Source organism: Yoonia vestfoldensis DSM 16212, assembly GCF_000382265.1.
GTDB classification, from domain to species: Bacteria; Pseudomonadota; Alphaproteobacteria; order Rhodobacterales; family Rhodobacteraceae; genus Yoonia; species Yoonia vestfoldensis.
The window spans coordinates 18,378-40,857 of record NZ_KB907978.1 but is presented as its reverse complement, the minus strand read 5'-3'; the positions used below and the strand labels follow the sequence as shown (position 1 = coordinate 40,857).

Genomic DNA, 22,480 nt, shown 5'->3' with positions numbered 1-22,480 from the left:
TTCTGCCCGCCATGTGTTAATTCAAGGCCATGACCCTGCTGACCGTTGAAAACCTGACCAAGACCTTTGCCACTGCCGATGGTCCGTTTCCGGTCCTGCGCGGGGTCAGCCTGACGCTGGCCGCAGGCGAAAGCCTTGCGCTGACCGGCGAATCGGGCAGTGGCAAAAGCACGCTTTTGCACTTGATCGGGGGGCTGGACCGCGCGGATGCGGGCCGGATCGTGCTGGACGGACAAGATATCGCCAGCCTTGATGATGCGGGCCGTGCGGCCTTGCGGCGCGGCACGGTCGGCGTTGTGTTCCAGCAGTTCAACCTGATCCCCAGCCTGAAGATCGCCGACAACATCGCCTTTCAGGCGCGGCTGGCGGGGCGGCATGACGCAGCGTGGTGCGCGACGCTTGCTGACCGGATGGGGCTGACGGATCATCTGCGCAAATATCCCGAACAGCTCTCCGGCGGGCAACAACAGCGCGTCGCCATTGCCCGTACGCTGGCCCCGCGCCCGAAACTCGTGCTGGCGGATGAACCAACGGGCAATCTGGACGAAACCACGGCCGCGACGGTCATGGACCTCATGCTGGGCCTCGTGGCCGAAACCGGCGCGGGCCTGCTGATGGTCACCCATTCGCAGGCATTGGCCGGGCGCCTGCAACGCCGCCTGCATCTGCGCGCGGGTCAGGTGGCATGACGCGGGTGGCATTCGCGGCGCTGTTGTCGCATTGGGGACGCAACCCGGTGCAGTTGTTCACGCTGCTGGCGGGGCTGGCGCTGGCGACGGGCCTCTGGTCCGGCGTGCAGGCGATCAACGCCGAGGCGCGCGCAAGCTATGACGCCGCCGCGAGCACGCTGGACGAAGGGCGCTATGACAGGCTCGTTGCCCGCGATGGCGCGGCCTTTGGGCAGGATGTTTTCGTCACCCTGCGCCGCGCGGGCTGGCTGGTCAGCCCGATGCTATCGGGCGATCTGGATGGCGTGCGGCTGATCGGGATCGACGCGCTGACAGCACCTGCGGGCATGGGGCCGGTCACTTTGGGCGGGGATGTGAACCTTGCGGCCTTTCTGACGGGGGGCAATCAGGTCTTTGCCAATGCTCTGACGGCATCACGGCTGGACGGGGTCGATGTGCTGATCTCGCCTGACCTTGCCGATCACACCGCCGTTGCCGATATCGGCATGGCGCAACGGCTGCTTGACCGCGCAGGCCGGATCGACAGCCTGCTGGTGCTGCCTGACCAGCCACGTGACCTGCCGCCGTTGGCCCAGATCGCACCCGACCTCACGCTCCAACCTGCGCAAGGCGGCACCGATATTGCGGGGCTGACCGACAGTTTCCATCTGAACCTGACCGCCTTTGGCCTCTTGTCCTTTGCGGTGGGCATTTTCATCGTGCATGGCGCGATTGGCCTCGCCTTCGAGCAGCGGCGCGGCATGGTGCGCACCTTGCGCGCGCTCGGCCTGCCCTTGCGGCGGCTGATCGGGCTGATGCTGGCGGAACTCTTGGTCTTCGCGCTTGTCGCGGGCGTGATCGGGGTCGCCTTGGGCTATGTGATCGCGGCACTTTTGTTGCCCGATGTCGCCGCCACCTTGCGCGGCCTTTACGGCGCGGATGTATCAGGCACCCTGCAACTGCGGCCTAGCTGGTGGGCGTCAGGGCTGGGGATCGCCTTTGCTGGCACCTTGCTGGCTGGCGGATCGGCGCTGTGGGGGATCGCGCGGATGCCGCTGCTCGCGGCGGCGCAACCGCGCGCGCTGGCGATGGCGGCGGGGCGGCGGGCGCGGTGGCAGATGGGGGCGGCGCTTGTGCTGCTGGCCGTGGCCTTTGTGCTGGCCTTCAACGCGGACGGGCTTGTCACAGGCTTTGCCTTGCTCGGGACCTTGCTGATCGGCGCGGCCCTTGCCTTGCCGCCTGTGCTGAACGCGGTTTTGGCCTTTGCCAGCGGGCGGGCGCGGGGTGTGACCGCGCAATGGTTCTGGGCTGACACGCGCCAGCAATTGCCGGGACTGTCGCTGGCGCTGATGGCGCTGATGCTGGCGATTGCGGCCAATATCGGTGTGTCCACGATGGTGTCGAGCTTCCGGCTGACCTTCACCGGCTTTCTGGACCAGCGGCTTGCGTCCGAGCTTTATGTCAGCACCGACAGCGCCGAACAGACCGCCGCATTGATCGCCTTTGCCGAATCGCGGGGCGTCGTCGTCCTGCCGATCCAGTCCGCCGACGTGCAGATCGCGGGCCAACCGGCCGAGGTGTTCGGCACCCGCGACCATGCCACCTATCGCGACAACTGGCGGTTCCTGCAAAGCACGCCCGACGCATGGGACGCGACCTTTGCTGGGCAGGCGGTGGTGATCAACGAACAACTGGCGCGGCGGGGGGCGCTGGGCCTTGGCGATATGGTGACCATCGGCAGCCTGACCCTGCCGGTCGCGGGCATCTATGGCGATTACGGCAACCCTATCGGGCAGGTCGTGCTGGCCGAGGACCCCTTTGCCGCGCAATTCCCGAATGTCGAGGCGCGCCAGTTCGGCCTGCGCGTGCCGGGTGAAGTCGCCGCAGTCGTCACCGATCTGACGGCCGCGACAGGCATCGGGGCGGGCCAGACCATCGACCAGGCAGGGATCAAGGCCGTCTCGCTGGCGATCTTCGAGCGGACCTTTACCGTCACCACCGCGTTGAACATCCTGACGCTGGCTGTCGCCGGTTTCGCCATCCTGATGAGCCTGCTGACCTTGGCTGCGATGCGGGTCCCGCAACTGGCCCCCGCCTGGGCGATGGGCATGACGCGCAGCGCCTTGGGGCGGCTGGAACTGCTGCGCGCGGTGATGCTGGCGGTGCTGACTGCGGCGCTGGCCTTGCCGCTGGGCCTTGCGCTGGCGTGGGTGCTGCTGGCGGTCGTGAATGTCGCGGCTTTCGGCTGGCAGTTGCCGATGTATCTGTTCCCGCTGGATTACGCGCGTCTGGGCGGGTTCGCCTTGCTCGCCGCTGTTCTTGCTGCTGGCTGGCCCGCATGGCGGCTGGCCCGCACGCCGCCCGGTGATCTGCTGAAGGTTTTTGCCAATGAACGCTAAAGCGCTGATCCTCTGCCTGCTGCCTGTCACCGCATCCGCCCAAGGCTTCGCGGGTCTCGGGACCGAGGTTGAAGGTTTTTCCACCCCCGCCCCTGACCCCGTGTTCGACTTTCCCGCCGATCACGGCCCGCATCCTGATTACCGGATCGAATGGTGGTATCTGACCGCCAATCTGGAGGATGCCGACGGCACGCCCTACGGACTGCAATGGACGCTGTTCCGGTCCGCCCTTGCGCCCTACGAGGCCGAGGGCTGGGACAGCCCGCAACTCTGGATGGGTCATGCGGCGGTGACGACCGAAACCGAGCATTTCGTCGCCGAACGCCTCGCGCGTGGCGGGATCGGGCAGGCAGGTGTCGTGGCCGATCCGTTCAGCGCGTGGATCGACGACTGGGCGCTGGAAGGCGACTGGCAGACCTTGCAGATGCGCGCGACGGGTGCGGACTTCGGCTATGATATGACGCTGTCCGCGGCCGGGCCCTTGGTGTTCCACGGCGAGGGCGGCTATTCGGTGAAATCGGCGGCGGGGCAGGCGTCCTACTACTATTCACAGCCGTTTTTCGAGATCGCGGGCACGCTGCACCTGCCGACAGGCGATGTGGAGGTCACGGGCAATGCGTGGCTGGACCGCGAATGGTCGTCGCAGCCTTTGGCGGATAACCAGACCGGCTGGGACTGGTTTTCACTGTTGTTCGATGATGGCAACAAGCTGATGGGCTTCCGGCTGCAACAGACGGACGGGATGAATTACACCTCTGCCACATGGATCACGGCGGAGGGGGAAACCACGCCTTACGCGGATGGGGCCTTGCAGGTGGAACCGCTGATGACCAATGCGGCTGGCGTGCCGGTCCATTGGCGCTTGACCTTGCCTGCGCGCGGTGTCGATGTGACGGTCGAGGCGCTGAACGATGACGCATGGATGGCGACCAGCGTCCCCTATTGGGAAGGGCCGGTGACGTTTCAGGGCACCCACCAAGGGCGCGGCTATCTGGAGATGACAGGCTATGACTGACTGGTTCACCACGCTGGACGGCTTGCGCATGCGAGCCTGGGGGATGCTGGCACGAGGCGTGGCCGATGCGCGCCATCCTTGCCGTTTGCCGACCGTTTGCACCGTCAGCCCCGATGGCTGGCCAGAGGCGCGCACGATGGTGCTGCGGTCCGCCGATCAGGGCACAGGGCTGGTGACGCTGCACACCGATCTGCAATCGACTAAACTGGCCAGCCTGCAGGCCAATCCGCGTGTGGCGCTGCATGTCTGGCTGCGGCCGCAAGCCTTGCAGATCAGGTTGCAGGCCGAGGTGACGGTACAAAGCGGTGCGGAAGTCCGCGACCTTTGGGACAAGATCCCAGATCACGCGCAGCAAAGCTATGGCGTGACCCCGCCGCCCGGTGCGCCCATCGGGGCAGCGCTGGAATATGCCAAACACCCTGACCCCGCGACCTTTGCCGTTTTGTCCTGCCGTGTCATGCAGATTGACCTAGTGCATCTGGGCGACCAGCACCGCCGCGCGGCCTATTCACGAAGCGATGATTGGGCGGGCCAATGGCTATCGCCGTGACAGAGTGCGCGCTAAAGGCGTTTTATGGATAGATACCCCTTCACGCGTGACCTCGTGCTGATCGGCGGCGGGCATACCCACGCGCTGGTGTTGCGCAAATGGGGGATGGACCCGCTGGCCGGTGTGCGGGTGACGGTGATCAACCCCGGTCCGACAGCGGCCTATTCGGGCATGCTGCCGGGGTTCGTGGCGGGGCATTACAGCCGCGATGATCTGGATATCGATCTGGTCAAACTGGCGCGTTTCGCAGGGGCGCGGATCATCAACGGGGCGGTGACGGGCATCGACCGCGCAGCGCGCACTGTCACTCTGCCGGGGCGGCCACCTATCGCCTATGACGTGCTGGCGATCGACGTGGGCATCACGTCGGAAATGCCGGTATTGGAAGGCTTCGCCGCGCATGGCATTCCGGCCAAACCCCTGGGCGCCTTTGCGCAGGCCTGGGACGATTATCGCGCCCGCGCGAAAGCCCCGAAGATTGCCGTGATCGGGGGCGGTGTCGCGGGGGCGGAACTGGCGCTTGCCATGGCGCATGCGTTGCGTGACAGATCGCCGAAACTGCATCTGATCGACCGCAGCCGCGCCTTGGCCGCCCTTGGCGACAAGGCGCGGCAAAGGATGCTGGCGGCGCTGGCGGGCTACGGCGTGGAGATCATCGAAAACGCCGAAGTCACGCAGGTGTTTCCCGAAGGCGTGTTGCTGAAAGACGGCCGCCTGATCCACAGTGATTTTACCACCGGTGCGGCAGGGGCCAAGCCGCATGACTGGATCGCGGGCACGGGGCTGGACCTGCGAGACGGGTTCATCACCGTAAACGCGCAGTTGCAGGCCAGCGACGTGGCCGTCTTTGCCGTGGGCGATTGCGCGCATATGGTCGCCACCCCCCGCCCCAAGGCGGGGGTCTATGCCGTGCGGCAGGCCCCCGTGCTGTTCGACAACCTGAGCGCGGTTCTGTCCGGCGGGCCGTTGCGCGATTACACGCCGCAGCGCGATTATCTCAAGCTGATCTCGCTGGGGCAGAAATCCGCGCTGGCGGAAAAGTTCGGGACGGTTTGGCAGGGGCCGCTCTTGTGGCGGCTCAAGGACCGGATCGACCGCAAGTTCATGAACCAGCTTGACGATCTGCCGGTGATGCAGGGACCGGAGGTGCCGAAAACCGCGGCCCTTGGCCTGCGCGAGGCCTTGGGCGACAAGCCGATGTGTGGCGGCTGCGGGGCCAAGGTGGGGCGTGCGGCCTTACTGCAGGTGCTGGGCGATGCCTTTAGCGATGACGCGGGCATGGTGCAGGCGGGGCAGGTCATCACGACCGACCACCTGCGCGCGCTGGTGGCCGATCCGGTGCTGATGACGCGGATCGCCGCCATTCACGCGCTGGGCGATGTCTGGGCGATGGGGGCCATCCCGCAGGCCGCGACCGCGCAGATCATCCTGCCACGGATGAGCGCGGAATTGCAGCAACGCACGATGGCCGAGATCATGGCGACTGCCACCGCGACCATGACCGAGGCAGGCGCGCGGATCGTCGGCGGGCATAGCTCACTGGGGGATGAGTTGACCATCGGCTTTACGATCACGGGGCTGGTGGACAGGCCCATCACGCTGGCGGGCGCGCGGCCGGGCGATGCGCTGATCGTGACCAAACCCATCGGCAGCGGCACGATCATGGCCGGTGACATGGCGGGGCAGGCGCGCGGGGCGGATGTGATCGCCTGTCTGGACCTGATGGTGCAATCGCAGGCCGCTGCCGCCGCGATCCTGCGGGATGCGCATGCGATGACCGATGTGACGGGTTTTGGGCTTTTGGGACATCTGCGGGGGATCTGTGATGCATCCGGCACGGGGGCAGTACTGGATTGGGCGCAGGTGCCGGTGATGGTGGGGGCGGCGGCGCTGTCGGCGAAAGGCGTGCGTTCGACACTTTTTGCGGATAATCAGACGGGGACCGGTATGGTCGGCGGCGCGGTGCCTGATCTGGCCTATGACCCGCAGACGGCAGGTGGCTTGCTGGCGGCGGTCGCTGCCGACAGCGCCGATGATCTGCTGCGCGATCTGACCGAGGCGGGCTATACCGCCGCCATCATCGGGCAAATCACCGAAGGGCGAGAGATCAACCTGCGCTGACCAGCGGCAGTATCGCCTCCACCAGCCGGTCCTGCCCTGCATCGTCCAGCGTGTCGCTGTGCAGATCGGCCAGCACGTCATCTGCCGAGATTTTGCGCGATTTTGCATAGGCGGGGTCGTAATGCTGGTCCATCAGTGCACTGGCGAACCCGATCAGATCGCCCGCGCGCAGCAAGGCCAACCAGCCATCCACCACGTCATGCCCACGGACATAGCGGAGCGGCGTCAGCCTGCGCGCCATATCCTCGGGGTCGGCGGCGATATCGGCATAGGCCTGCGCCAGATAGGCGGCCCGCGCGGCAAGCGGCGCGCCCACTGTGATCCGCCTTGCGGCACACATCGCGGCCCACAGGACCGGCGGGATGATCAGACGGCCGATCTTGCTGCTTTCCGCCTCGATCAGGACGGGGCGGGCAGGGTCGAGCCGGTGCAGCGCCAGCGCCAGTCGTGTCTCGAACGCGCGCTGCGATGGCTGGCCCTGATCGCTGCCGCCCAACAACGACCCGCGATGGTTGGCCATGGCTTCAAGGTCAATGACCTGCACGTCCTTCGCGGCAAGCCGTGCCAGCAGTTCCGTTTTCGCCGTGCCGGTATTGCCGTCAAGCAGGATGATCCGGTGCGGCAGGGGCGTGTCGTAAACCGCCTCGTGCACCAGCCGCCGAAAACTCTGATAGCCGCCCTGCACCGTGTCGGTGCGCCAGCCGATCTGGCTCAGGATGGAGGCGAACGACCCCGACCGTTGCCCGCCACGCCAGCAATAGACCAAAGGCCGCCAGCTGCCATCCTTGTCCGCCATCGCCTGCGCGATGTGGTCCGCGACATTGCGCGCGACCAGTGATGCGCCCAGTTTGCGCGCCTCGAACGGGCTGACCTGTTTGTACATCGTCCCGACCCTTGCGCGTTCGGCGTTGGACAGGGCGGGCAGGTTGATTGCGCCCGGAATATGATCCAGCGCGAATTCGGCAGGCGACCGCACGTCGATCACGGTGTCGCAACCATGGTTCAGCAGTTCGTCAAGCGTTGCGAAAGCGATAGGCATTGCGCTGTCTAGCGCGGCCGTTGCGCGGACAAAAGGGCCAAGCGTCGCCGCCATGCTCTAGCATGCGAAGGTCCAGCGTGTCGTCTGACGATATATGGCACCCGGTGCCAGCTTGATTTGCGGGAAATGCGTGTTGTTGGGGGCATCGGGCCAATGCTGCGCCTCGATGGCCAGCGCGTCATAGCGCGGCCTGCCGTCGAAGACCTGCAGTCCCGGTGCGGTCGTGGCCATCGCCATGCCGACCCCGCCTTGCCCTGTCAGCCAGAGCACATCGCGCAGCGGTTTCACCTGATCCGACAGGCAGAAATTGTGATCGAGCGGCGGCGTCTGCGCGCGCAGCACAGGGCCGTCGCGGAAATCCATGCCGGTGCCGGTCACATCCGCCACATCGCCCGTCGGGCAGACCATTTCATCAACGGGCAGGAAATGATCCGCCGCGATCTTGAGGCGATGGCCATGCCATGTGGCCGATCCGTCAAGGTTCCAGTAACTGTGATTGGCGACATTCATCAAGGTCGTGCCATCGCTGGTCGCGCTGATTGTCAGTGTCAGCGTCGCAGGGGCGGTCAGGGTGAATTCCGCTGTCACACGCCGCTGTCCGGGCAACCCCGCAAAGCCATCGGGCATGTCAAGCGCGAGGATGGCAGAATCCTCGGTCGTCGCGACCACATCCCAGACCTGCGCGTGGCTGCCTTCGGACCCCGAATGCAGGTGCGCGGGACCATCGTTGCGTTCCAGTTCATACATCATCCCGTCCAGCCGGACGCGGGCTGTGCTGATCCGGTTGGCGACAGGCCCGACGATGGCCCCGTGATAGCGCATCGCGCCTTCGTAATCGGCCAGATCGTCCGACCCCACCGTCAGCCCGTGATCCACACCCGCCAGCCGCAGGTCCTGCACCCGCGCGCCGTATGTCAGCAGCGTGACGGTCAGGTCGCCCGCGCGCAGCGTGATGATATGCGCGGTCTTGCCGTCCTTGGTGGTGCCGAAAACCTGCATCACAGCGTTTCCCAATGCACGCCCGCCGCTGGCACGATCACATCGCCCCAAGCCTGCGCCTTGGGTGCATAGTTGAACACGAACCGATGTGTGGTGGTGTCCCTGATCCGCAAGCCTTCGGGCAGGGTATAGCTGGGCAGGTCCAGCGGATCGCACAGCCCGCCGATGATCGCATCGAAGGTCGCATCATCCGGCCAGCCCGCCAGATAGCGCAAATGGTCGCCGCCCATGATCGCGGGCTGGCCCGATTTGGTGGACAGATGCACCGGTGCCGTGCCTTCCAGATGTTCGAACCAGTGCCGGAAACGGCCGCCGCCTTGCAGCTTGATCTTGGCGTCGGGCGGAATGCTTTCGGTTAGCACGACCGCCAGATCGGTATCGGGCAGGTCGGGGCCAAGCGGTGTGGGGATGCTCAATTCATCCGTCTTGGTGTCGCTGCGCGGCCCGATCAGGGCGATGCCGTCAAAGCGGGCAAGTGCGCGGCGCAACGGGTCGCTGATTTTCATCAGGCCGGGGGCCAGCACCAGTTTGTAACCCGACAGATCGGCGCAATCGGGCGGCAGGATGTCGATGTTCAGCCCCGCCCGCCGCAGCGCGCGGTAAGCGGCAAAGGCCAGACGGAACCCCTCGAAATCCGCGCCCTGCGGTTGGGTGTCCCATGCCCAGGCGCTGTCGTAATCGAATACCAGCGCCGCCTGCGCCTTGGCCGTGCCGACATCCGGCAGCGTTGCAATCTCATCCGCGACCTGACGGCATTCGGCTAGGGCGGGGGCAGGCGCGCTGTCGGGGCGCAAAAGCCCCGCATGGTTCTGTTCCTGCGCAAATGGCGCCTGCCGCCAGCGGAAATAGCAGACGGTTTCAGCGCCGTGGGCAAAAGCCTCCCATGCCCAAAGACGCGCCATGCCGGGCAGGGGGGCTGGGTTGTAAGGCGCCCAGTTCACAGGGCCAGGTTGCTGTTCCATGACCCAGAGCCGCCCTTTACCGACAGCACGGTAAAGATCGTGATGGAACGCCTGCATGTCGGGATGGCCTTGGCGCAGGAAGGTAGCCTTTTCCTTGGCCGTGCCTTCCAGCCGGTCGGACAGAAAGCCGATCGGGTAACTGTCCCAAGACGCGATATCGAGATCGGCACCGACCTTCCAATGGTCGAAGGTCGTGATCCGGCCCATGTAATTGTGAATGAGCGGCGCGGCGGTATGGCGGCGCAACTCGTCCGCCTGCACCTTGTTGAACGCCACCACCTGATCCGAGCTGTAACGCCGGAAGGCCAGCACATGCGCGGGGTTGGGTTCGGTCACGGTCAGGTTGGGCAGGTCGATCTGGTCGAACGTGTCATAATCCATCGACCAGAACACATTGCCCCAGGCGCGGTTCAACGCATCGGTGGATTGATAGCGCTGCGCCAGCCAGTCCTGAAACCCGCGCCTTGCAGCGTCCGAATAGGACAGGGTCGTATCATGGCAGTCGTATTCATTGTCGATCTGCCATGCGGCGACATGGGGGTTCTTGCCGTAACGCTCGCCCATCAGGCGCGCGTTACGGCGGCATTCGTCGCGGTAACCCAGATGGCTGAAATCGTAATGCCGGCGCGATCCGAACTTGCGCGCGCGCCCCTGCGCGTCGACGGCCAGCATGTCGGGGTATTTGTCCAGCATCCAGCGCGGCGGCGTGGCGGTCGGTGTGCCAAGCACGACCTTCAGTCCCGCCGCACCCAGCACGTCGATCGCACGGTCAAGCCAGTCCCACGTCAGGGTGCCCGGCACGGCCTCCATCCGCGCCCAGGCAAATTCGCCGATCCGCACCCAGGACAGGCCAGCGTCCACCATGCGGGCGGCGTCTTCGGGCCATTGGGCCTCGGGCCAGTGTTCGGGGTAATAGCAGATGCCAAGCGTGCGGTGCATGTGTCAGCCTTTTGAAATGCGAGGTAAGGGAGGCAGGGTTAAAGGATCACCTGATGTTCTGCCTGGCCCTTGTAGGGTGTGGGGACAGCGTATGTCTTGCCTTCGTCCGGCCCGTCCAGCCCTGTGGCGGCCGATGTGCAAAACAGGATCGACAGGTCATCGCCACCAAAGGCCGGGCAGGAGGTTTGCGCCGCTGCAAAGCTATAGCTTTCGAGGAAGGTGCCATCGGGCGCATAACCCGCCACACGGTGCGCGCCCCATTGTGCGTTCCACAGGTTGCCTTGCGCATCGACGACCGCGCCATCGGGGCGGAAATCGGTCGCGCTCAGGTCGATATGGACCGCAGGGTCGCCTTGCGGCCAGCCGTCCGCATCCAGCGCCACACACCTGATCTTTTGCGTCGGCGTGTCGGTGAAATAGGCGGTCTTGCCGTCGGGGGCGAAGCATATCGCATTGCTGATCGTGATCGGCGCGAAAATCTGGCGCAGCGCGCCTTTGTGATAGCGATAGATCGCACCCGCGCCCTGTTCGGCATTGATCCCCATGGTCCCGATCCAGAACCCGCCCTGCGGGTCCGCGCGCCCATCGTTGCAGCGGGTGACGGGGTTATCCGCCTCGAGCGGGCAAAGCGGGGTCTGGCTGCCGTCGCGCAGATCAAAGCGGATCAGCGCGGTTTGCGTCGCGACGATCAGCGTGTCTGCATCGACCCAACCTGCGGCCGAGACATATTCGTCAAACTGCCAGTGGCGCGCCTTGCTGTGCAGGCGTTTGCCCAGAATGTCGAACCAGAACAATTCGCCACGGAGCGGATGCCAAAGCGCGCCTTCGCCAAGGGCGCATTGGGTGGCGTCAAAGATCATCCTGCGGCCTCGTCATAGGCGGCCACGATGTCGCGCGCGCGGGCAGAAACCTCGGCCACGCTCAGGCCTGGTTGATAAAGTGCAGTTCCGATGCCGAAACCATCCGCGCTTGCCGCCATCCATGTTACGAAATTGCTGGCCCCCGCGCCGCCCACGGCATAGACCTGCGTGCCTTGGGGCAGCACCGCGCGGATCGCCTTGATCCCGTCAGGCCCGATCAGGCTGGCGGGGAATATCTTCAGCCCGTCCGCCCCCGCTTTCAATGCGGCGAAACATTCGGTCGGTGTCATCACCCCCGGCCAGCTTTGCAGGCCTGCGGCCTTGGTCGCTACGATCACGCGGGGATCGCAGTTGGGCGACACGATCAGCCGCCCGCCGACCTTTGCGACGCGCCCGACATCATCGGTGGACAGCACGGTGCCCGCCCCGATCAGCGCGTCATCGCCAAAGGCGCGCGCCATGCGGCCGATACTGTCGAACGGGTCGGGGGAGTTCAGCGGCACCTCGATCTTGGTGATGCCTGCGGCGATCAGTGCGGCGGTCACGGCTTCGGCTTCGTCCGGCGTGATGCCGCGCAGGATGGCGATCAGGGGGCGGTGCATCTTTATCCTTTCAACTGGCGGTAGGCGGCGGTCAGGCCCGCCAGCGTGGCAGCTTCGGCATTGACCTGTGTGGCAGGCGCACCATGCTGTGCCAGCGCTGCGACGTAAAGCCGTGCCAGCGCGCCCGCGCCGATCACCGCGATTTGCTGGCCCAGCCAATAGGGTTTCGCCGAGGCAAGCTCCGCCCCGATCAGCAGCCCTGACAGCCTTGCGCGGGCAGCCGCCCCTGACAGGTCGTGCAGCAACCCTTCGGCGCGCAGCGAAAACAGCCGTCCGGCCAGTTTTTCAGGCCGCGCATAGGCATCGGCAAGGCCGCTTTCGAAAGCGGCTTCGTCCCAGCCATCAGCGGCGATGGAATGGCGCAGCACGGTTTGCGTGGCCAGTGTCGCGAACAGCTCGCCTGTCATAAAGGTCTGGAAGCTGACGATCTCGCCCGCGCTGACATGGACCCATTTGGTATGGGTGCCGGGCAGGCAGATGACACCGTCCCACCCCTTGTTCTGGGCCAGATAGCCCGCGATCTGGGTTTCTTCGCCACGCATGACATCGGCGGGATGCATCTGCTTGACGCCGGGGATGACATGGACCTGCAAACGAGCGTCGCAGGCAGGTGCTATTGCCATGGCAGCGCCCAAAGGCGGGCAAGGCACGGCGGCATAGGGCGCCTCGACCCAGCCTTGGCGCGAGCCGACCATGCCGCAGGCGATGAGAGGCGTCGGGCCGTGCAGCCAGTCGCCGACTAGTGCCAGCAGCGCGGGCTCAAACCCCGCGCGGTCCAGCCCGCCCATGCCCTTGTCCGATCCGGCCTGCGCCAGCACGGTGCCGCTGGCCGACATCGCCCACGCGCGCACGTTGGATGTGCCCCAATCGACGGCGATCCATGCGGGATTGATCGGCGCGGTCATCCTGTCGTCACCACGCCGGCATCGACGACCATGGTCTGGCCCGTCATCATCCGCGATGCGTCGGAGGCCAGAAACAGCACCGGCCCGACCATATTGGCGGGCATGATCGGTTCTGGGATGCATTGCCGTTCAAGAAAGGCGGCCTTGCTTTCGGGCGTGGCCCACAGGGTTTCCTGCTTTTCGGTAAAGACCCAGCCGGGGGCAATGGCATTGACCCTGATCCCGCGCGTCCCCCATTCGCGGGCGAGCGACCGTGTCATGCCCGTGATCCCCGCATTCGCGGTGGTATAGGCGATCATATCCGCCGCCCCGAACATATAGCTGATTGAGGAAAAGTTGATGATTGCCCCCTGTGGGGCCATGACGCTGGCGGCCTTTTGGCAGGCAAAGAAATAGGCCTTGAGGTTCACGGCCTGCATGTCGTCCCAATAAGCGGGGGTGATGGTTGCCGCCTCGTGGCGGGCGTCGTTGGCGGCGTTGTTGACAAGCGCGTTCAGTTGGCCGTGTGTGGCGGCCGCTTGCGCGATGGCATCTTGCAGGGCGTCCGTATCGGTGATGTCGCACTGGATGAACAGCGGTCGGTTGCGGTGTTTGGCATCCATCTCGTCCACGAAGGCGCTGGCGTCGGACCGACCGACAAAAGCGACCTTGGCGCCTTGGGCCAGAAACCCGTCGGTCAGTGCGGCACCGATGCCATTGCCGCCGCCGGTAATGAACACCGACGCATCTGCAAGATCGTGAAAGGTGGCGGTCACAGGCGTTCTCCTTCCAGCACCCACATCCGTTCCGGAAACGACCACGGAAGTGTCACGCCGTGATGCATCAGATAGGTGCCCGTCACAACCAGTGCCTCGGACTTGAGCAGGGGCGCGCCACGCGACAGGCGCGGGGCGCTGTCGCGGTTGATCAGGCTGACGCGATAGCGCGCCTGTGGGTCCAGTCCGGTCAGCCGCAAGGGGCGCGGCACGATCTGCGTGCTGGTCGCGGCCTTGCCTGCGAAAACCACGAACCGGTCCTTGTAGCGCGCCAGTTGCTGTTCGGCGATCACGGCGGGATCGGGGCTGTCGAGCCGGAGGATGTCCGCCGTTTGCAGCCAGTGGCGGTGATGTTTCCACCAGCTTGTCACCTCGGCCAGCACGCTTGCTTCGTGCGCGGTCAATTCGCGGGGGTCCATCTCGAACCCCATGTGGCGCTGGGCGGCGACCCATGCACGAAAGGAGATATCCAGCGTCCGCCCCGAGGTATGGCACACGCGCGGGCCGACATGGCTGCCGGTCACGGCCATCGGCAGGAACAGAGCGGCGTCATGCTGGATGCGCAGCCGTTCCAGCGCATCGTTGCTGTCGGACAGCCAGACGCGCTGCGTGCGCTGCATGATGCCGAAATCGATCCGCCCGCCGCCCGAGGCGCAGCTTTCGATCTCGACATCGGGAAATTCCGCGCGCAGCCGGTCGAGCAGGGCATATGACCCCCGCGTCTGCGATGCATCCGGCATCGGCAACACGCGGTTGTGGTCCCATTTGATATAGTCGATCGGGTGGTCGTGCAGGATCGCCGACATCCGGTCATAAAGGTAATCGCGCACCGCGGGCAGCGCCATGTTGAGCGCTTTTTGCTGGCGGCCCAGCGTCTGATCCTCGCTGCCCAGCACCCAGTCGGGATGGGCGCGGTGAATGTCGCTGTCCTCGTTGATCATCTCGGGTTCGAACCAGATGCCAAAGGTCATGCCCAGCCCGTGCACATGGTCGATCAGCGGGTGCAGCCCGTCGGGATATTTGCGGGCGTCCACCGTCCAGTCCGACAGGCTGCGCGTGTCGTCGTCGCGCTGCCCGAACCAGCCGTCATCCAGAACAAAGCGTTCCGCGCCAAGGGCTGCGGCACGCGCGGCGATGTCTTTCAGCACAGGGAGTTTATGGTCGAAATAGACCGCTTCCCAGCAATTGTAATGCACGGGGCGTGGGGCTTTCGGCTTTGGCCAAGTCACGATCCGGTCGCGCAGATGGCGCTGGAACGCGACCGCGCAGCCGTTCAAGCCGCTGTCGGAATAGGCGATGTACAGTGGCGCGGTGCTGAAATGCGTGGCGGCTTCGGTTTCCATCCGTGCGGCGTGGCCCCATTGGATCTGCCGTCGCCCGTCGGGCAGTTCCTCGGCGATCATGCGGTGACCGCCGGACCAGCCGTAGTGAAAGGCATAGGCCTCGCCTTGGGTATTCGTCGCGCCCCGGCATGGCACGATCAGGCCGGGGAAATGTTCGTGCCCCGTGCGTCCCGTGCGGTTTTCGCGGTAGCGCATCCCCGGTGACCACGGTGTGCGCGCGAGTTGGAACTCTCCGCACCAGCGGCCAGAGACGTCGATCATCTCGTCGCTCTGCTGCGGGCCAGGCAGGACCGGGGCGGCCAGCCAGTGCAGATGCACCGGACGGTCCGCGTCCAGCGTGGTCTGGCAGGTGATGACATGGGTGCCGGTGTCGGATTGAAACGTGCAGGTCAGGTCCAGCCGGTTATCCGCGTCACGAAAGATCAGGCGCAGGTCGGTATCGGTCTGCTCTGCATCGACAAGGCAGAACTTCGGCAAAAGCGGTGTGCCGTCGCTGTCGCGCAGGATCAGGCCGGGCTGGCCGGGGAAACTGCGGCTCGCCTCTGGGCAGAGCGACAGATCGGGGTTTTCATCCAGCATCCCGCCTGTGACGTCGATGGCGTGGGCTGCGTGCAGGGTGCCGAGGTCTTCGTCAGCGGGCAGGCGCGCGCCCCAATAGACGACCTCTGGCAGGCGGGCATTTGTGGCCGCCAGAACAAGCGTCTGGCGTCCATCGTCGATCCGGTAGGTATTGTTCATGGACTTCTTACTTTACAGCCCCAAGCGTGAGGCCCGCGATAAAGTGCTTCTGCATCAGGAAAAACATCAGGACCGGTGGCAGGGCGGCCACGATGGAACCTGCGCTCATCAGGTGATAGGCGGCGCGGTATTGCGCGTTGAAACTGGTGATGCCGGCAGTGACGGGCTGGCTTTCGGGGCCTTGGGTCAGCACGACCGCCCAGAAATAATCGTTCCAGATGAAGGTGAAGATCAGCACGGCCATCGCGGCGATGGCAGGCTTCATCAGCGGCAGGACGACGTAGACGAAGATGCGCCATTCGGCGACGCCCTCGACGCGCGCGGCCTCGATCAGGGGAAAGGGCAGGGCGCGGATGAAATTGCGCATGAAAAGCGTGGCGAACCCCGTCTGAAACGCGATGTGGAACAGCACGAGGCCTGTCTTGGTATTATACAGCCCCATGTCGACGGTCAGGTCGCGCACCGGCACCATGAGGATCTGGAAAGGCACGAAATTGCCTGCGATGAACATGAAGAAGATCAAGAGGTTCCCCTTGAACTTGTAGACCCCCAGCGCGAACCCCGTCATGCAGGCCAAGGCGACGGTCCCGATGACTGTGGGCACCGTGATCAGCACGGAATTGAGCAGGTAGCGCGGCATCGCGCTTTCGAAGAACACCAGCCCGTAATTGGTGAAACCCTCGAACGAAGACGGCCAGCCCCAGTAATTGCCTGTGGTGAAATCAACGTCCGGTTTGATCGAAAAGATCATCACCGCGATCAGCGGCAAGAGCCAGAGAAACAGCGCAAGCGGCAGGAACGCCTGATAGCCGACGCGGACAGCGGGGGATGATTTCTGGACGGGTGTCGGGAACATGTCAGCCCTCCGCCGTCCCGGACATGATCCGGGACCTGTTGATCGGGGTGAAGGGGAGGTCCAGGGGCAGGCCCGGGACGGGGTTCGGCATGGCAGTCACGAGCGTGCCCCTCTTTCGTCTTTGTACATCGACCAAAGAAAGTAGGAGATAAACACCAGCATGATCATGAAAAGCACGACCGCGACGGCGGCGGCATAGCCATATTGCAGCCCGCGTTCGGACAGCGATTTTTCGAACACGTAGTACGACAACACGCGGGTAGACCCGAACGGCCCGCCCCCTGTCATGATCGACACAAGATCGAAACTGCGCAGCGCGCCGATGATCGTGACGACAAAGGCGATGAAGGTCGCCGGCTTGAGTTGTGGCAGAATCACGTACCACAGCATCTTGCGGCCCTTGGCACCGTCCAGACGGGCGGCCTCGACCTGTTCGGGGTCAACGGCGTTCAGCCCGGTCAGATACAGGATCATGCAATAGGCCGTCTGCGGCCAAAGCCCTGCGGCGATGATGCCATAGGTCGCGGTGTTGGGATTGCCCAGCACACCGCCGCTGATCTCGAAGCCGAACCAGCCGGTCATGATCGTGAACAGCCCGTTGTTGGGCAGATAGAACCACGAAAACACAAGACCGACGACGACTTGGGAAATGACGAAGGGGAAAAAGAACAGCGATTTGTAAAGGCGGATGCCGCGCACGCTCTGGTTCAGGAACAGCGCGATGAACAGGCCCAACGGGATCGCCAGCAGATAAAGCACCAGCCATTTGAGGTTGTTCCAAAGCGAGATCTGGAAATTCCGGTCGGCGCGTTCGCCGTTCAGGCCGAACAGCTTGTTGTAATTCTCCAGCCCGACATAGGTGCCGTTGGTGTCGATGTCGCCCAGCCCGTTCCAGTCATAGAGCGACATGCCGAAACTTTGCCAGATCGGGGCTATGACATAGACAACAAAGAACAGGACGCCGGGGGCAAGGAACAGCCAGGGCGTGATCGCGATCTCGTTGCGCTTGTACCAGCCGCGCGGGGTCTGGCTGTAGCTGTCAGCGGAAATGGTCATGCGCCGCCCTGTCTGTTGGTGAATGGGGCGTGCAGGGCGCGGATGAGGCCACGCCCGGCACGAACGGGGTGCGCATCACAGCGCACCCCATGGGGAGGATCAATAGACGTCCTGACGCGTGGCTTCCAGCCGCTCCAGGATGTCGTCGAGGTTGTCGGGGAACACCATGAATTCCTGGAACCCTTCCATGCCTGCCGCCGCCATCTCGGCGGGTGCGTCGCGGTCAAAGAACTGCGCGATCCCACCGGGTGCGCCGCTTGACAGCATCTCGAAGCCTTGCTGCAGGAACTTGTCGTCATCGACCGATGACAGCGCGTTCACGGGCAGCTGGCCTAGGTTCGCGCCATTGTTGATCAGGGTCTGGTTTTCCGCAGAGACCACGAAGCGCAGGAATTCGCGTGCGGCTTCCTTGTTCTGAGCACCTGACGGGATGTGGAACGTGTCGGTTGGCGCGTCCTCACCCTTTGGAATGCCGGGGGTGATTTCGACGAACTGGTAGAAATCGATCTGTTCGTCGGTCAGACCCGCCTCGCGCAATGGTGCCACGGCGAAGTTGCCCATCAGATAGCTTGCGGCTTCGCCGTTGACCATGAAGGGCAGGGCTTCTTGCCAGCTATAGTTCTGGTGGTCGTCGATGAACGCACCCATATCGATCAGCTGACGCCAGTTGGCAAAGGTCGCGCGCACTTCGTCGCTGGTCCAGCTTTCTTCGCCATTGGTCAGACGCGCATGGAAGTCATAGCCATTGGTGCGCATGTTCAGATAGTCGAACCAGCCGCCAGCGGTCCACAGGAACTTGGTCCCGATGGTGTAGCACTTGATCCCGTTGTCGAGCAGGGTCTGGCAGTTGGCCAGCTCTTCTTCCCAGGTGGTGGGTTCCGTCAGGCCGAACTGGTCGAACAGGTCTTTGCGGTAATAGACGCCCCACTGGTAATAGGTATAAGGCACGCCATATTGCGCGTCGCCCACTGTCAGCGCACCCTTGGTGGAGGCAAGCTCTTCGCTCATTGCGCCTTCCCAGATGTCGGACACGTCTTCGAACAGACCGGCTTCGACGTAAGGCAGCATGCGGTTGGCGGCATACCAGTTGGCGACGTCCGGCGCGTTGGCGGTCAGGAAGTTGCGGATCTGGGTCTTGTAGGCTTCACGGTCGATGACGGTCAGCTCGATGTTCAGGTCCGGGTGCATTTCGCCGAAACGTTCGACCATGCCTTCCATCACCGCGCGGGGCGCAGGGTTGGACATGTCCGAGAAAATGACCAGATCGCCTGACAGCGTTTGTGCATTGGCCTGCATGGCAGATGCCGCGATGCCTGCTGCAACGAACGCCGCGAACGACGTTTTCAGAATGGAACGCATTATATCCTCCCTAGGTGCTTCCATGGTCCACCTTGGTTTCATTATATGAAACTAGGTTTTGCATATTGATACTTAATCGCAAAGCCGCTAGCCTTGTCAACAGCCATGACGCGCCTGCAACAATCCGCGGCACGCATGGCGGGAGCGAGGGAGAGCAGATGACAAGCGACGGGACAGTCGGCAAGGCCCTTGAGGTGCTGGATCAGGTGGCGGCTTACGGTCGGCCCGTGCGTTTCAGCGAAGTGCTGGCAGCGTCACCCTTTCCCAAGCCGACGCTTTACCGCTTTTTGCAGACCCTTACGAACCAGCGCATGCTGGCCTATGATCCCGACCGGCAGACCTATTCGCCCGGCGTGCGTCTTGTACGGCTCGCCCATGCGGCATGGGAACAATCCACCCTTGCCCCGATCGCGCGGCCCCATATCGACGCGCTCAGCGCGGCCGTCGGCGAAACCGTGCATCTGGCGCAGCTTGACCACGCGCAGGTGCTTTATATCGACAAACGCAACGCCAATAATCCCGTGCAGATGTTCAGCCAGGCCGGCAAGGTCGGCCCTGCCTATTGCACAGGCGTCGGCAAGGTGATGCTGGCATTTTCTGACCCCGCGATCATCGAGGCGGTGATCGAACAGCAAAGTTTTCATCGCTTTACCGCCGCGACGTTGACCACGCCTGCCGCACTGCGCGCAGAGCTGTCCGCTATCCGGGCCAACGGTTACGGTTTCGACCGCGAGGAACATGAACCCGGCATCATCTGTGTCGCCATGCCGATCGTGTCTGATGCGGGGCGCGTGCTGGGGGCGTTGTCGGTGACCAGCACGACCAGCCGGACCAATCTGGCCGGGCTCGAATCCTATGTGCCGATCCTGCAGGACACGGCCAGCAAAATCGCACGGGACGCCCAAAGCTGGAGCTTTCCCGATTACGACGCAAAAGAACAAACGGGGAGGTAGGCGATGTCCGGTGTCACGCTGAAGAATGTGGTCAAACGCTATGGCGATGTGCAGGTGATCCATGGGATCGACCTTACCATCGGCGACGGGGAATTCTGCGTGTTCGTCGGCCCCTCGGGCTGCGGCAAGTCCACCTTGCTGCGGATGGTCGCGGGGTTGGAGGAAACCACCGACGGTGCCGTTGTCATCGGCGAGCGCGACGTGACGCGGCTTGACCCGTCACAGCGCGGCGTGGCGATGGTGTTTCAGACCTACGCGCTTTACCCGCACATGACTGTACGCGACAACATGGGCTTCGGGCTCAAGATGAACGGCTACCCCAAGAAGGTTATCGCCGAAAAGGTGGCCGAGGCGACGCGGATTCTGAAACTCGAACCCTATCTCGACCGAAAACCCGCCGCCCTGTCCGGTGGCCAGCGCCAGCGCGTGTCCATCGGGCGCGCCATCGTGCGCGGGCCGGAAGTCTTCCTGTTTGACGAACCTTTGTCCAACCTTGACGCCGAATTGCGGGTGGAAATGCGCGTCGAAATCGCCCGCCTGCACCGCGAGATCGGGGCGACGATGATCTACGTCACCCACGATCAGGTCGAGGCGATGACCCTGGCCGACAAGATCGTTGTGCTGCGTGCGGGCCGGATCGAACAGGTCGGCGCTCCGATGGAATTGTACCGCGACCCTGATAACAAATTCGTGGCAGGTTTCATCGGCTCACCCGCGATGAACTTTCTGGGCGGGACGGCCAAGGACGGCAAAGTCACCGTGCCGGGGATGAAGGCCGATTTCGCAGGTGTGATCCCCGCCTCCTATGACGGGGCCGTCACCGTGGGCATGCGTGCCGAACATCTGGCCGTCGATGCCGCAGGCGACACCCATACCGTCGATCTGACCGAAAGCCTTGGTGGGGTATCCTTCGTCTACCTCACCTCCGACACGGGCGAACGTATCGTGATCGAGGAACGCGGCGACGACCGATCGGTCGAGGGCGCGCGCGTGGGTGTCACCATCGACAAATCCCGCCTTTACCTGTTTGATGCGCAAACCGAGGTCCGCATCCGCAACGGATGAACGAGGGGTCCGGTTTGCAGGAGAAGACCCGTGGAACTGACCGCCGCCCTGATCGAACAGACCTATGCGGCGATTGCCCCCGCGACCATCCGCACCCCCACGATCCGCGCGACGCGCCTGTCGCATATGCTGGGGATCGACCTCTATCTCAAACTGGAAAACCTCCAGCACACCAATGCGTTCAAGGCGCGCGGGGCGCTGGCGAAACTGCTGACGCTGGATACGGCCGCGCGCAAGGCGGGTGTCATCGCCTGCAGCGCAGGCAACCATGCGCAGGGTGTGGCCTATCACGCCACACGGTTGGGCATTCCGTCCACCATCGTGATGCCGGAAGGCACGCCCTTCAACAAAATCCAGCGCACGGCCGATCTGGGGGCCGAGGTCGTGATCCATGGCGCAGGTTTTGACGGCAGCGTGCAGTTCACGCTCGATCTGGCCGCGCAAAAGGGGCTGACCTTCATCCATCCTTTCGATGATCCGGTTGTGGCAGCGGGTCAAGGCACGGTCGCGCTGGAAATGCTCGAACAGGTGCCGGACCTCGATTGCATCGTCGTGCCGGTGGGCGGCGGCGGGTTGATCGCGGGCATGGCCGTCGCGGCGAAATCGGTCCGGCCAGACGTTAGGATCATCGGCGCGCAGGCGCATATCTTCGACGCCGCCAAGGCGCAACTCGACGGGGTCGCCCCGCATTTCGCGGGTGCCACCTTGGCCGAAGGCATCGCTGTCAAGCAACCCGCCGCCGCCAATATCGCCATCATCCGCGACCATGTCTCCCGCATCGACAGCGCCAGCGAAAGCGAGATCGAAAGCGCGGTGTTCGACCTGCTGAGCCACGAAAAGCTTGTCGCCGAAGGGGCGGCAGGGGCGGGGCTGGCCGTCATCAAGAACAACCTCGCGCAGTTCAAGGACCAGAAGGTCGGCCTCGTGATCTGTGGCGGCAACATCGATTCGCGCCTTCTGTCCACGCTGATCCTGCGCGGACTGATGCGCGACGGGCGGATCACCCGGCTGGTGTTTGAAATCGACGACAAGCCCGGACAGCTTGCCATGATCTCGCGTATCATCGGCGAGGCGGGGGCGAATGTGATCGAAGTCATCCATCAGCGGATGATGCAGAGCGTGTCACTGAAAAAAGCTGAACTTGAAATCGTGATCGAGGCCCGTGACCAACGCCATGTTGATGACATCACCGGCCTCTTGCGGGACGCGGGCCTGTCGGTGCGCACGGCGCAGGACCTTTAACCTCATCTTCCGAGTAGAGATATCCCGGGGGGCCCAGGACCCTGTCCGGGGCGG

General features: G+C 64.1%; 19 protein-coding genes. 8 read left to right on the top strand and 11 right to left on the bottom strand.

The genetic code is table 11. The features are described 5' to 3' along the window. Positions 1 to 29 precede the first annotated feature (29 nt). Genes H147_RS0107245 through H147_RS0107225 form a run of 5 tightly spaced genes read left to right on the top strand, consistent with a single transcriptional unit; the run spans position 30 to position 6,753 of the window. Complete coding sequence (locus H147_RS0107245; protein WP_019954689.1) at positions 30 to 689, top strand: ABC transporter ATP-binding protein; 660 nt, start codon at positions 30 to 32, stop codon at positions 687 to 689. Beyond that, the gene (locus H147_RS0107240; RefSeq protein ID WP_019954688.1) at positions 686 to 3,067 is read left to right on the top strand and encodes an ABC transporter permease; all 2,382 of its coding nucleotides are present in this window, start codon (positions 686 to 688) and stop codon (positions 3,065 to 3,067) included. The genes H147_RS0107245 and H147_RS0107240 overlap by 4 nt, the downstream gene beginning before the upstream one ends. Next, entirely contained in the window at positions 3,057 to 4,082 is a 1,026-nt protein-coding gene (locus tag H147_RS0107235; protein ID WP_019954687.1) for a lipocalin-like domain-containing protein, read from the top strand. Before H147_RS0107240 ends, H147_RS0107235 begins: the two co-directional genes overlap by 11 nt. Further along, a complete protein-coding gene (locus tag H147_RS0107230; protein ID WP_019954686.1) occupies positions 4,075 to 4,632 on the top strand; it encodes a pyridoxamine 5'-phosphate oxidase family protein in 558 nt (185 codons plus the stop codon). Before H147_RS0107235 ends, H147_RS0107230 begins: the two co-directional genes overlap by 8 nt. Positions 4,633 to 4,656: 24 nt before the next feature. Next, a complete protein-coding gene (locus H147_RS0107225; RefSeq protein WP_019954685.1) occupies positions 4,657 to 6,753 on the top strand; it encodes a slr1591 family oxidoreductase in 2,097 nt (698 codons plus the stop codon). Here the strand turns inward: H147_RS0107225 and mnmH are convergent. The 11 genes from mnmH to H147_RS0107170 form a co-directional block, all read right to left on the bottom strand. After that, positions 6,740 to 7,792 (bottom strand): tRNA 2-selenouridine(34) synthase MnmH, encoded by a 1,053-nt coding sequence (mnmH, locus tag H147_RS0107220; RefSeq protein ID WP_026352337.1) that lies wholly within the window; start codon positions 7,790 to 7,792, stop codon positions 6,740 to 6,742. The two genes, H147_RS0107225 and mnmH, sit on opposite strands and share 14 nt — an antisense overlap. 57 nt (positions 7,793 to 7,849) lie before the next feature. Then, positions 7,850 to 8,791 (bottom strand): aldose epimerase family protein, encoded by a 942-nt coding sequence (locus H147_RS0107215; protein WP_019954683.1) that lies wholly within the window; start codon positions 8,789 to 8,791, stop codon positions 7,850 to 7,852. Beyond that, a complete protein-coding gene (locus H147_RS0107210; protein WP_019954682.1) occupies positions 8,791 to 10,692 on the bottom strand; it encodes a beta-galactosidase in 1,902 nt (633 codons plus the stop codon). The genes H147_RS0107215 and H147_RS0107210 overlap by 1 nt, the downstream gene beginning before the upstream one ends. A gap of 38 nt (positions 10,693 to 10,730) precedes the next feature. Beyond that, positions 10,731 to 11,552 carry an SMP-30/gluconolactonase/LRE family protein gene (locus tag H147_RS0107205; RefSeq protein WP_019954681.1) on the bottom strand — a complete coding sequence of 274 codons (822 nt, stop codon included), beginning with the start codon at positions 11,550 to 11,552 and terminating at the stop codon, positions 10,731 to 10,733. Then, positions 11,549 to 12,154, bottom strand: coding sequence for a 2-dehydro-3-deoxy-6-phosphogalactonate aldolase (locus H147_RS0107200; protein ID WP_019954680.1), 606 nt, complete (start codon positions 12,152 to 12,154; stop codon positions 11,549 to 11,551). The genes H147_RS0107205 and H147_RS0107200 overlap by 4 nt, the downstream gene beginning before the upstream one ends. 2 nt (positions 12,155 to 12,156) lie before the next feature. Next, positions 12,157 to 13,059: a 2-dehydro-3-deoxygalactonokinase gene (locus H147_RS0107195; protein WP_019954679.1), complete on the bottom strand. Its 903-nt coding sequence runs from the start codon at positions 13,057 to 13,059 to the stop codon at positions 12,157 to 12,159. Further along, on the bottom strand, positions 13,056 to 13,814 hold the full coding sequence (locus tag H147_RS0107190; RefSeq protein WP_019954678.1) for an SDR family NAD(P)-dependent oxidoreductase: 759 nt from the start codon (positions 13,812 to 13,814) through the stop codon (positions 13,056 to 13,058). Before H147_RS0107190 ends, H147_RS0107195 begins: the two co-directional genes overlap by 4 nt. Beyond that, positions 13,811 to 15,895 (bottom strand): alpha-galactosidase, encoded by a 2,085-nt coding sequence (locus H147_RS0107185; RefSeq protein ID WP_019954677.1) that lies wholly within the window; start codon positions 15,893 to 15,895, stop codon positions 13,811 to 13,813. The genes H147_RS0107190 and H147_RS0107185 overlap by 4 nt, the downstream gene beginning before the upstream one ends. 7 nt (positions 15,896 to 15,902) lie before the next feature. Continuing rightward, complete coding sequence (locus H147_RS0107180) at positions 15,903 to 16,751, bottom strand: carbohydrate ABC transporter permease (RefSeq protein WP_019954676.1); 849 nt, start codon at positions 16,749 to 16,751, stop codon at positions 15,903 to 15,905. A gap of 96 nt (positions 16,752 to 16,847) precedes the next feature. Then, positions 16,848 to 17,807 carry a carbohydrate ABC transporter permease gene (locus tag H147_RS0107175; protein ID WP_019954675.1) on the bottom strand — a complete coding sequence of 320 codons (960 nt, stop codon included), beginning with the start codon at positions 17,805 to 17,807 and terminating at the stop codon, positions 16,848 to 16,850. A gap of 99 nt (positions 17,808 to 17,906) precedes the next feature. Beyond that, a complete protein-coding gene (locus tag H147_RS0107170) occupies positions 17,907 to 19,166 on the bottom strand; it encodes an ABC transporter substrate-binding protein (RefSeq protein WP_019954674.1) in 1,260 nt (419 codons plus the stop codon). Positions 19,167 to 19,324: 158 nt separating this feature from the next. Between H147_RS0107170 and H147_RS0107165 the strand changes: the two genes are divergently transcribed. Genes H147_RS0107165 through H147_RS0107155 form a run of 3 tightly spaced genes read left to right on the top strand, consistent with a single transcriptional unit; the run spans position 19,325 to position 22,426 of the window. Continuing rightward, complete coding sequence (locus H147_RS0107165; protein ID WP_019954673.1) at positions 19,325 to 20,119, top strand: IclR family transcriptional regulator; 795 nt, start codon at positions 19,325 to 19,327, stop codon at positions 20,117 to 20,119. A 3-nt stretch (positions 20,120 to 20,122) separates the two neighbouring features. Beyond that, positions 20,123 to 21,184: an ABC transporter ATP-binding protein gene (locus H147_RS0107160; RefSeq protein WP_019954672.1), complete on the top strand. Its 1,062-nt coding sequence runs from the start codon at positions 20,123 to 20,125 to the stop codon at positions 21,182 to 21,184. 30 nt (positions 21,185 to 21,214) lie between these two features. Beyond that, a complete protein-coding gene (locus H147_RS0107155; RefSeq protein ID WP_019954671.1) occupies positions 21,215 to 22,426 on the top strand; it encodes a threonine ammonia-lyase in 1,212 nt (403 codons plus the stop codon). Positions 22,427 to 22,480 lie beyond the last annotated feature (54 nt).

Bases quoted from the DNA above. Each gene is read 5' to 3' on its own strand.
- H147_RS0107245 (WP_019954689.1), top strand. From the start codon at position 30: ATGACCCTGCTGACCGTTGAAAACCTGACCAAGACCTTTGCCACTGCC.
- H147_RS0107240 (WP_019954688.1), top strand. From the start codon at position 686: ATGACGCGGGTGGCATTCGCGGCGCTGTTGTCGCATTGGGGACGCAAC.
- H147_RS0107235 (WP_019954687.1), top strand. From the start codon at position 3,057: ATGAACGCTAAAGCGCTGATCCTCTGCCTGCTGCCTGTCACCGCATCC.
- H147_RS0107230 (WP_019954686.1), top strand. From the start codon at position 4,075: ATGACTGACTGGTTCACCACGCTGGACGGCTTGCGCATGCGAGCCTGG.
- H147_RS0107225 (WP_019954685.1), top strand. From the start codon at position 4,657: ATGGATAGATACCCCTTCACGCGTGACCTCGTGCTGATCGGCGGCGGG.
- mnmH (WP_026352337.1), bottom strand. From the start codon at position 7,792: ATGCCTATCGCTTTCGCAACGCTTGACGAACTGCTGAACCATGGTTGC.
- H147_RS0107215 (WP_019954683.1), bottom strand. From the start codon at position 8,791: ATGCAGGTTTTCGGCACCACCAAGGACGGCAAGACCGCGCATATCATC.
- H147_RS0107210 (WP_019954682.1), bottom strand. From the start codon at position 10,692: ATGCACCGCACGCTTGGCATCTGCTATTACCCCGAACACTGGCCCGAG.
- H147_RS0107205 (WP_019954681.1), bottom strand. From the start codon at position 11,552: ATGATCTTTGACGCCACCCAATGCGCCCTTGGCGAAGGCGCGCTTTGG.
- H147_RS0107200 (WP_019954680.1), bottom strand. From the start codon at position 12,154: ATGCACCGCCCCCTGATCGCCATCCTGCGCGGCATCACGCCGGACGAA.
- H147_RS0107195 (WP_019954679.1), bottom strand. From the start codon at position 13,059: ATGACCGCGCCGATCAATCCCGCATGGATCGCCGTCGATTGGGGCACA.
- H147_RS0107185 (WP_019954677.1), bottom strand. From the start codon at position 15,895: ATGAACAATACCTACCGGATCGACGATGGACGCCAGACGCTTGTTCTG.
- H147_RS0107180 (WP_019954676.1), bottom strand. From the start codon at position 16,751: ATGTTCCCGACACCCGTCCAGAAATCATCCCCCGCTGTCCGCGTCGGC.
- H147_RS0107175 (WP_019954675.1), bottom strand. From the start codon at position 17,807: ATGACCATTTCCGCTGACAGCTACAGCCAGACCCCGCGCGGCTGGTAC.
- H147_RS0107170 (WP_019954674.1), bottom strand. From the start codon at position 19,166: ATGCGTTCCATTCTGAAAACGTCGTTCGCGGCGTTCGTTGCAGCAGGC.
- H147_RS0107165 (WP_019954673.1), top strand. From the start codon at position 19,325: ATGACAAGCGACGGGACAGTCGGCAAGGCCCTTGAGGTGCTGGATCAG.
- H147_RS0107160 (WP_019954672.1), top strand. From the start codon at position 20,123: ATGTCCGGTGTCACGCTGAAGAATGTGGTCAAACGCTATGGCGATGTG.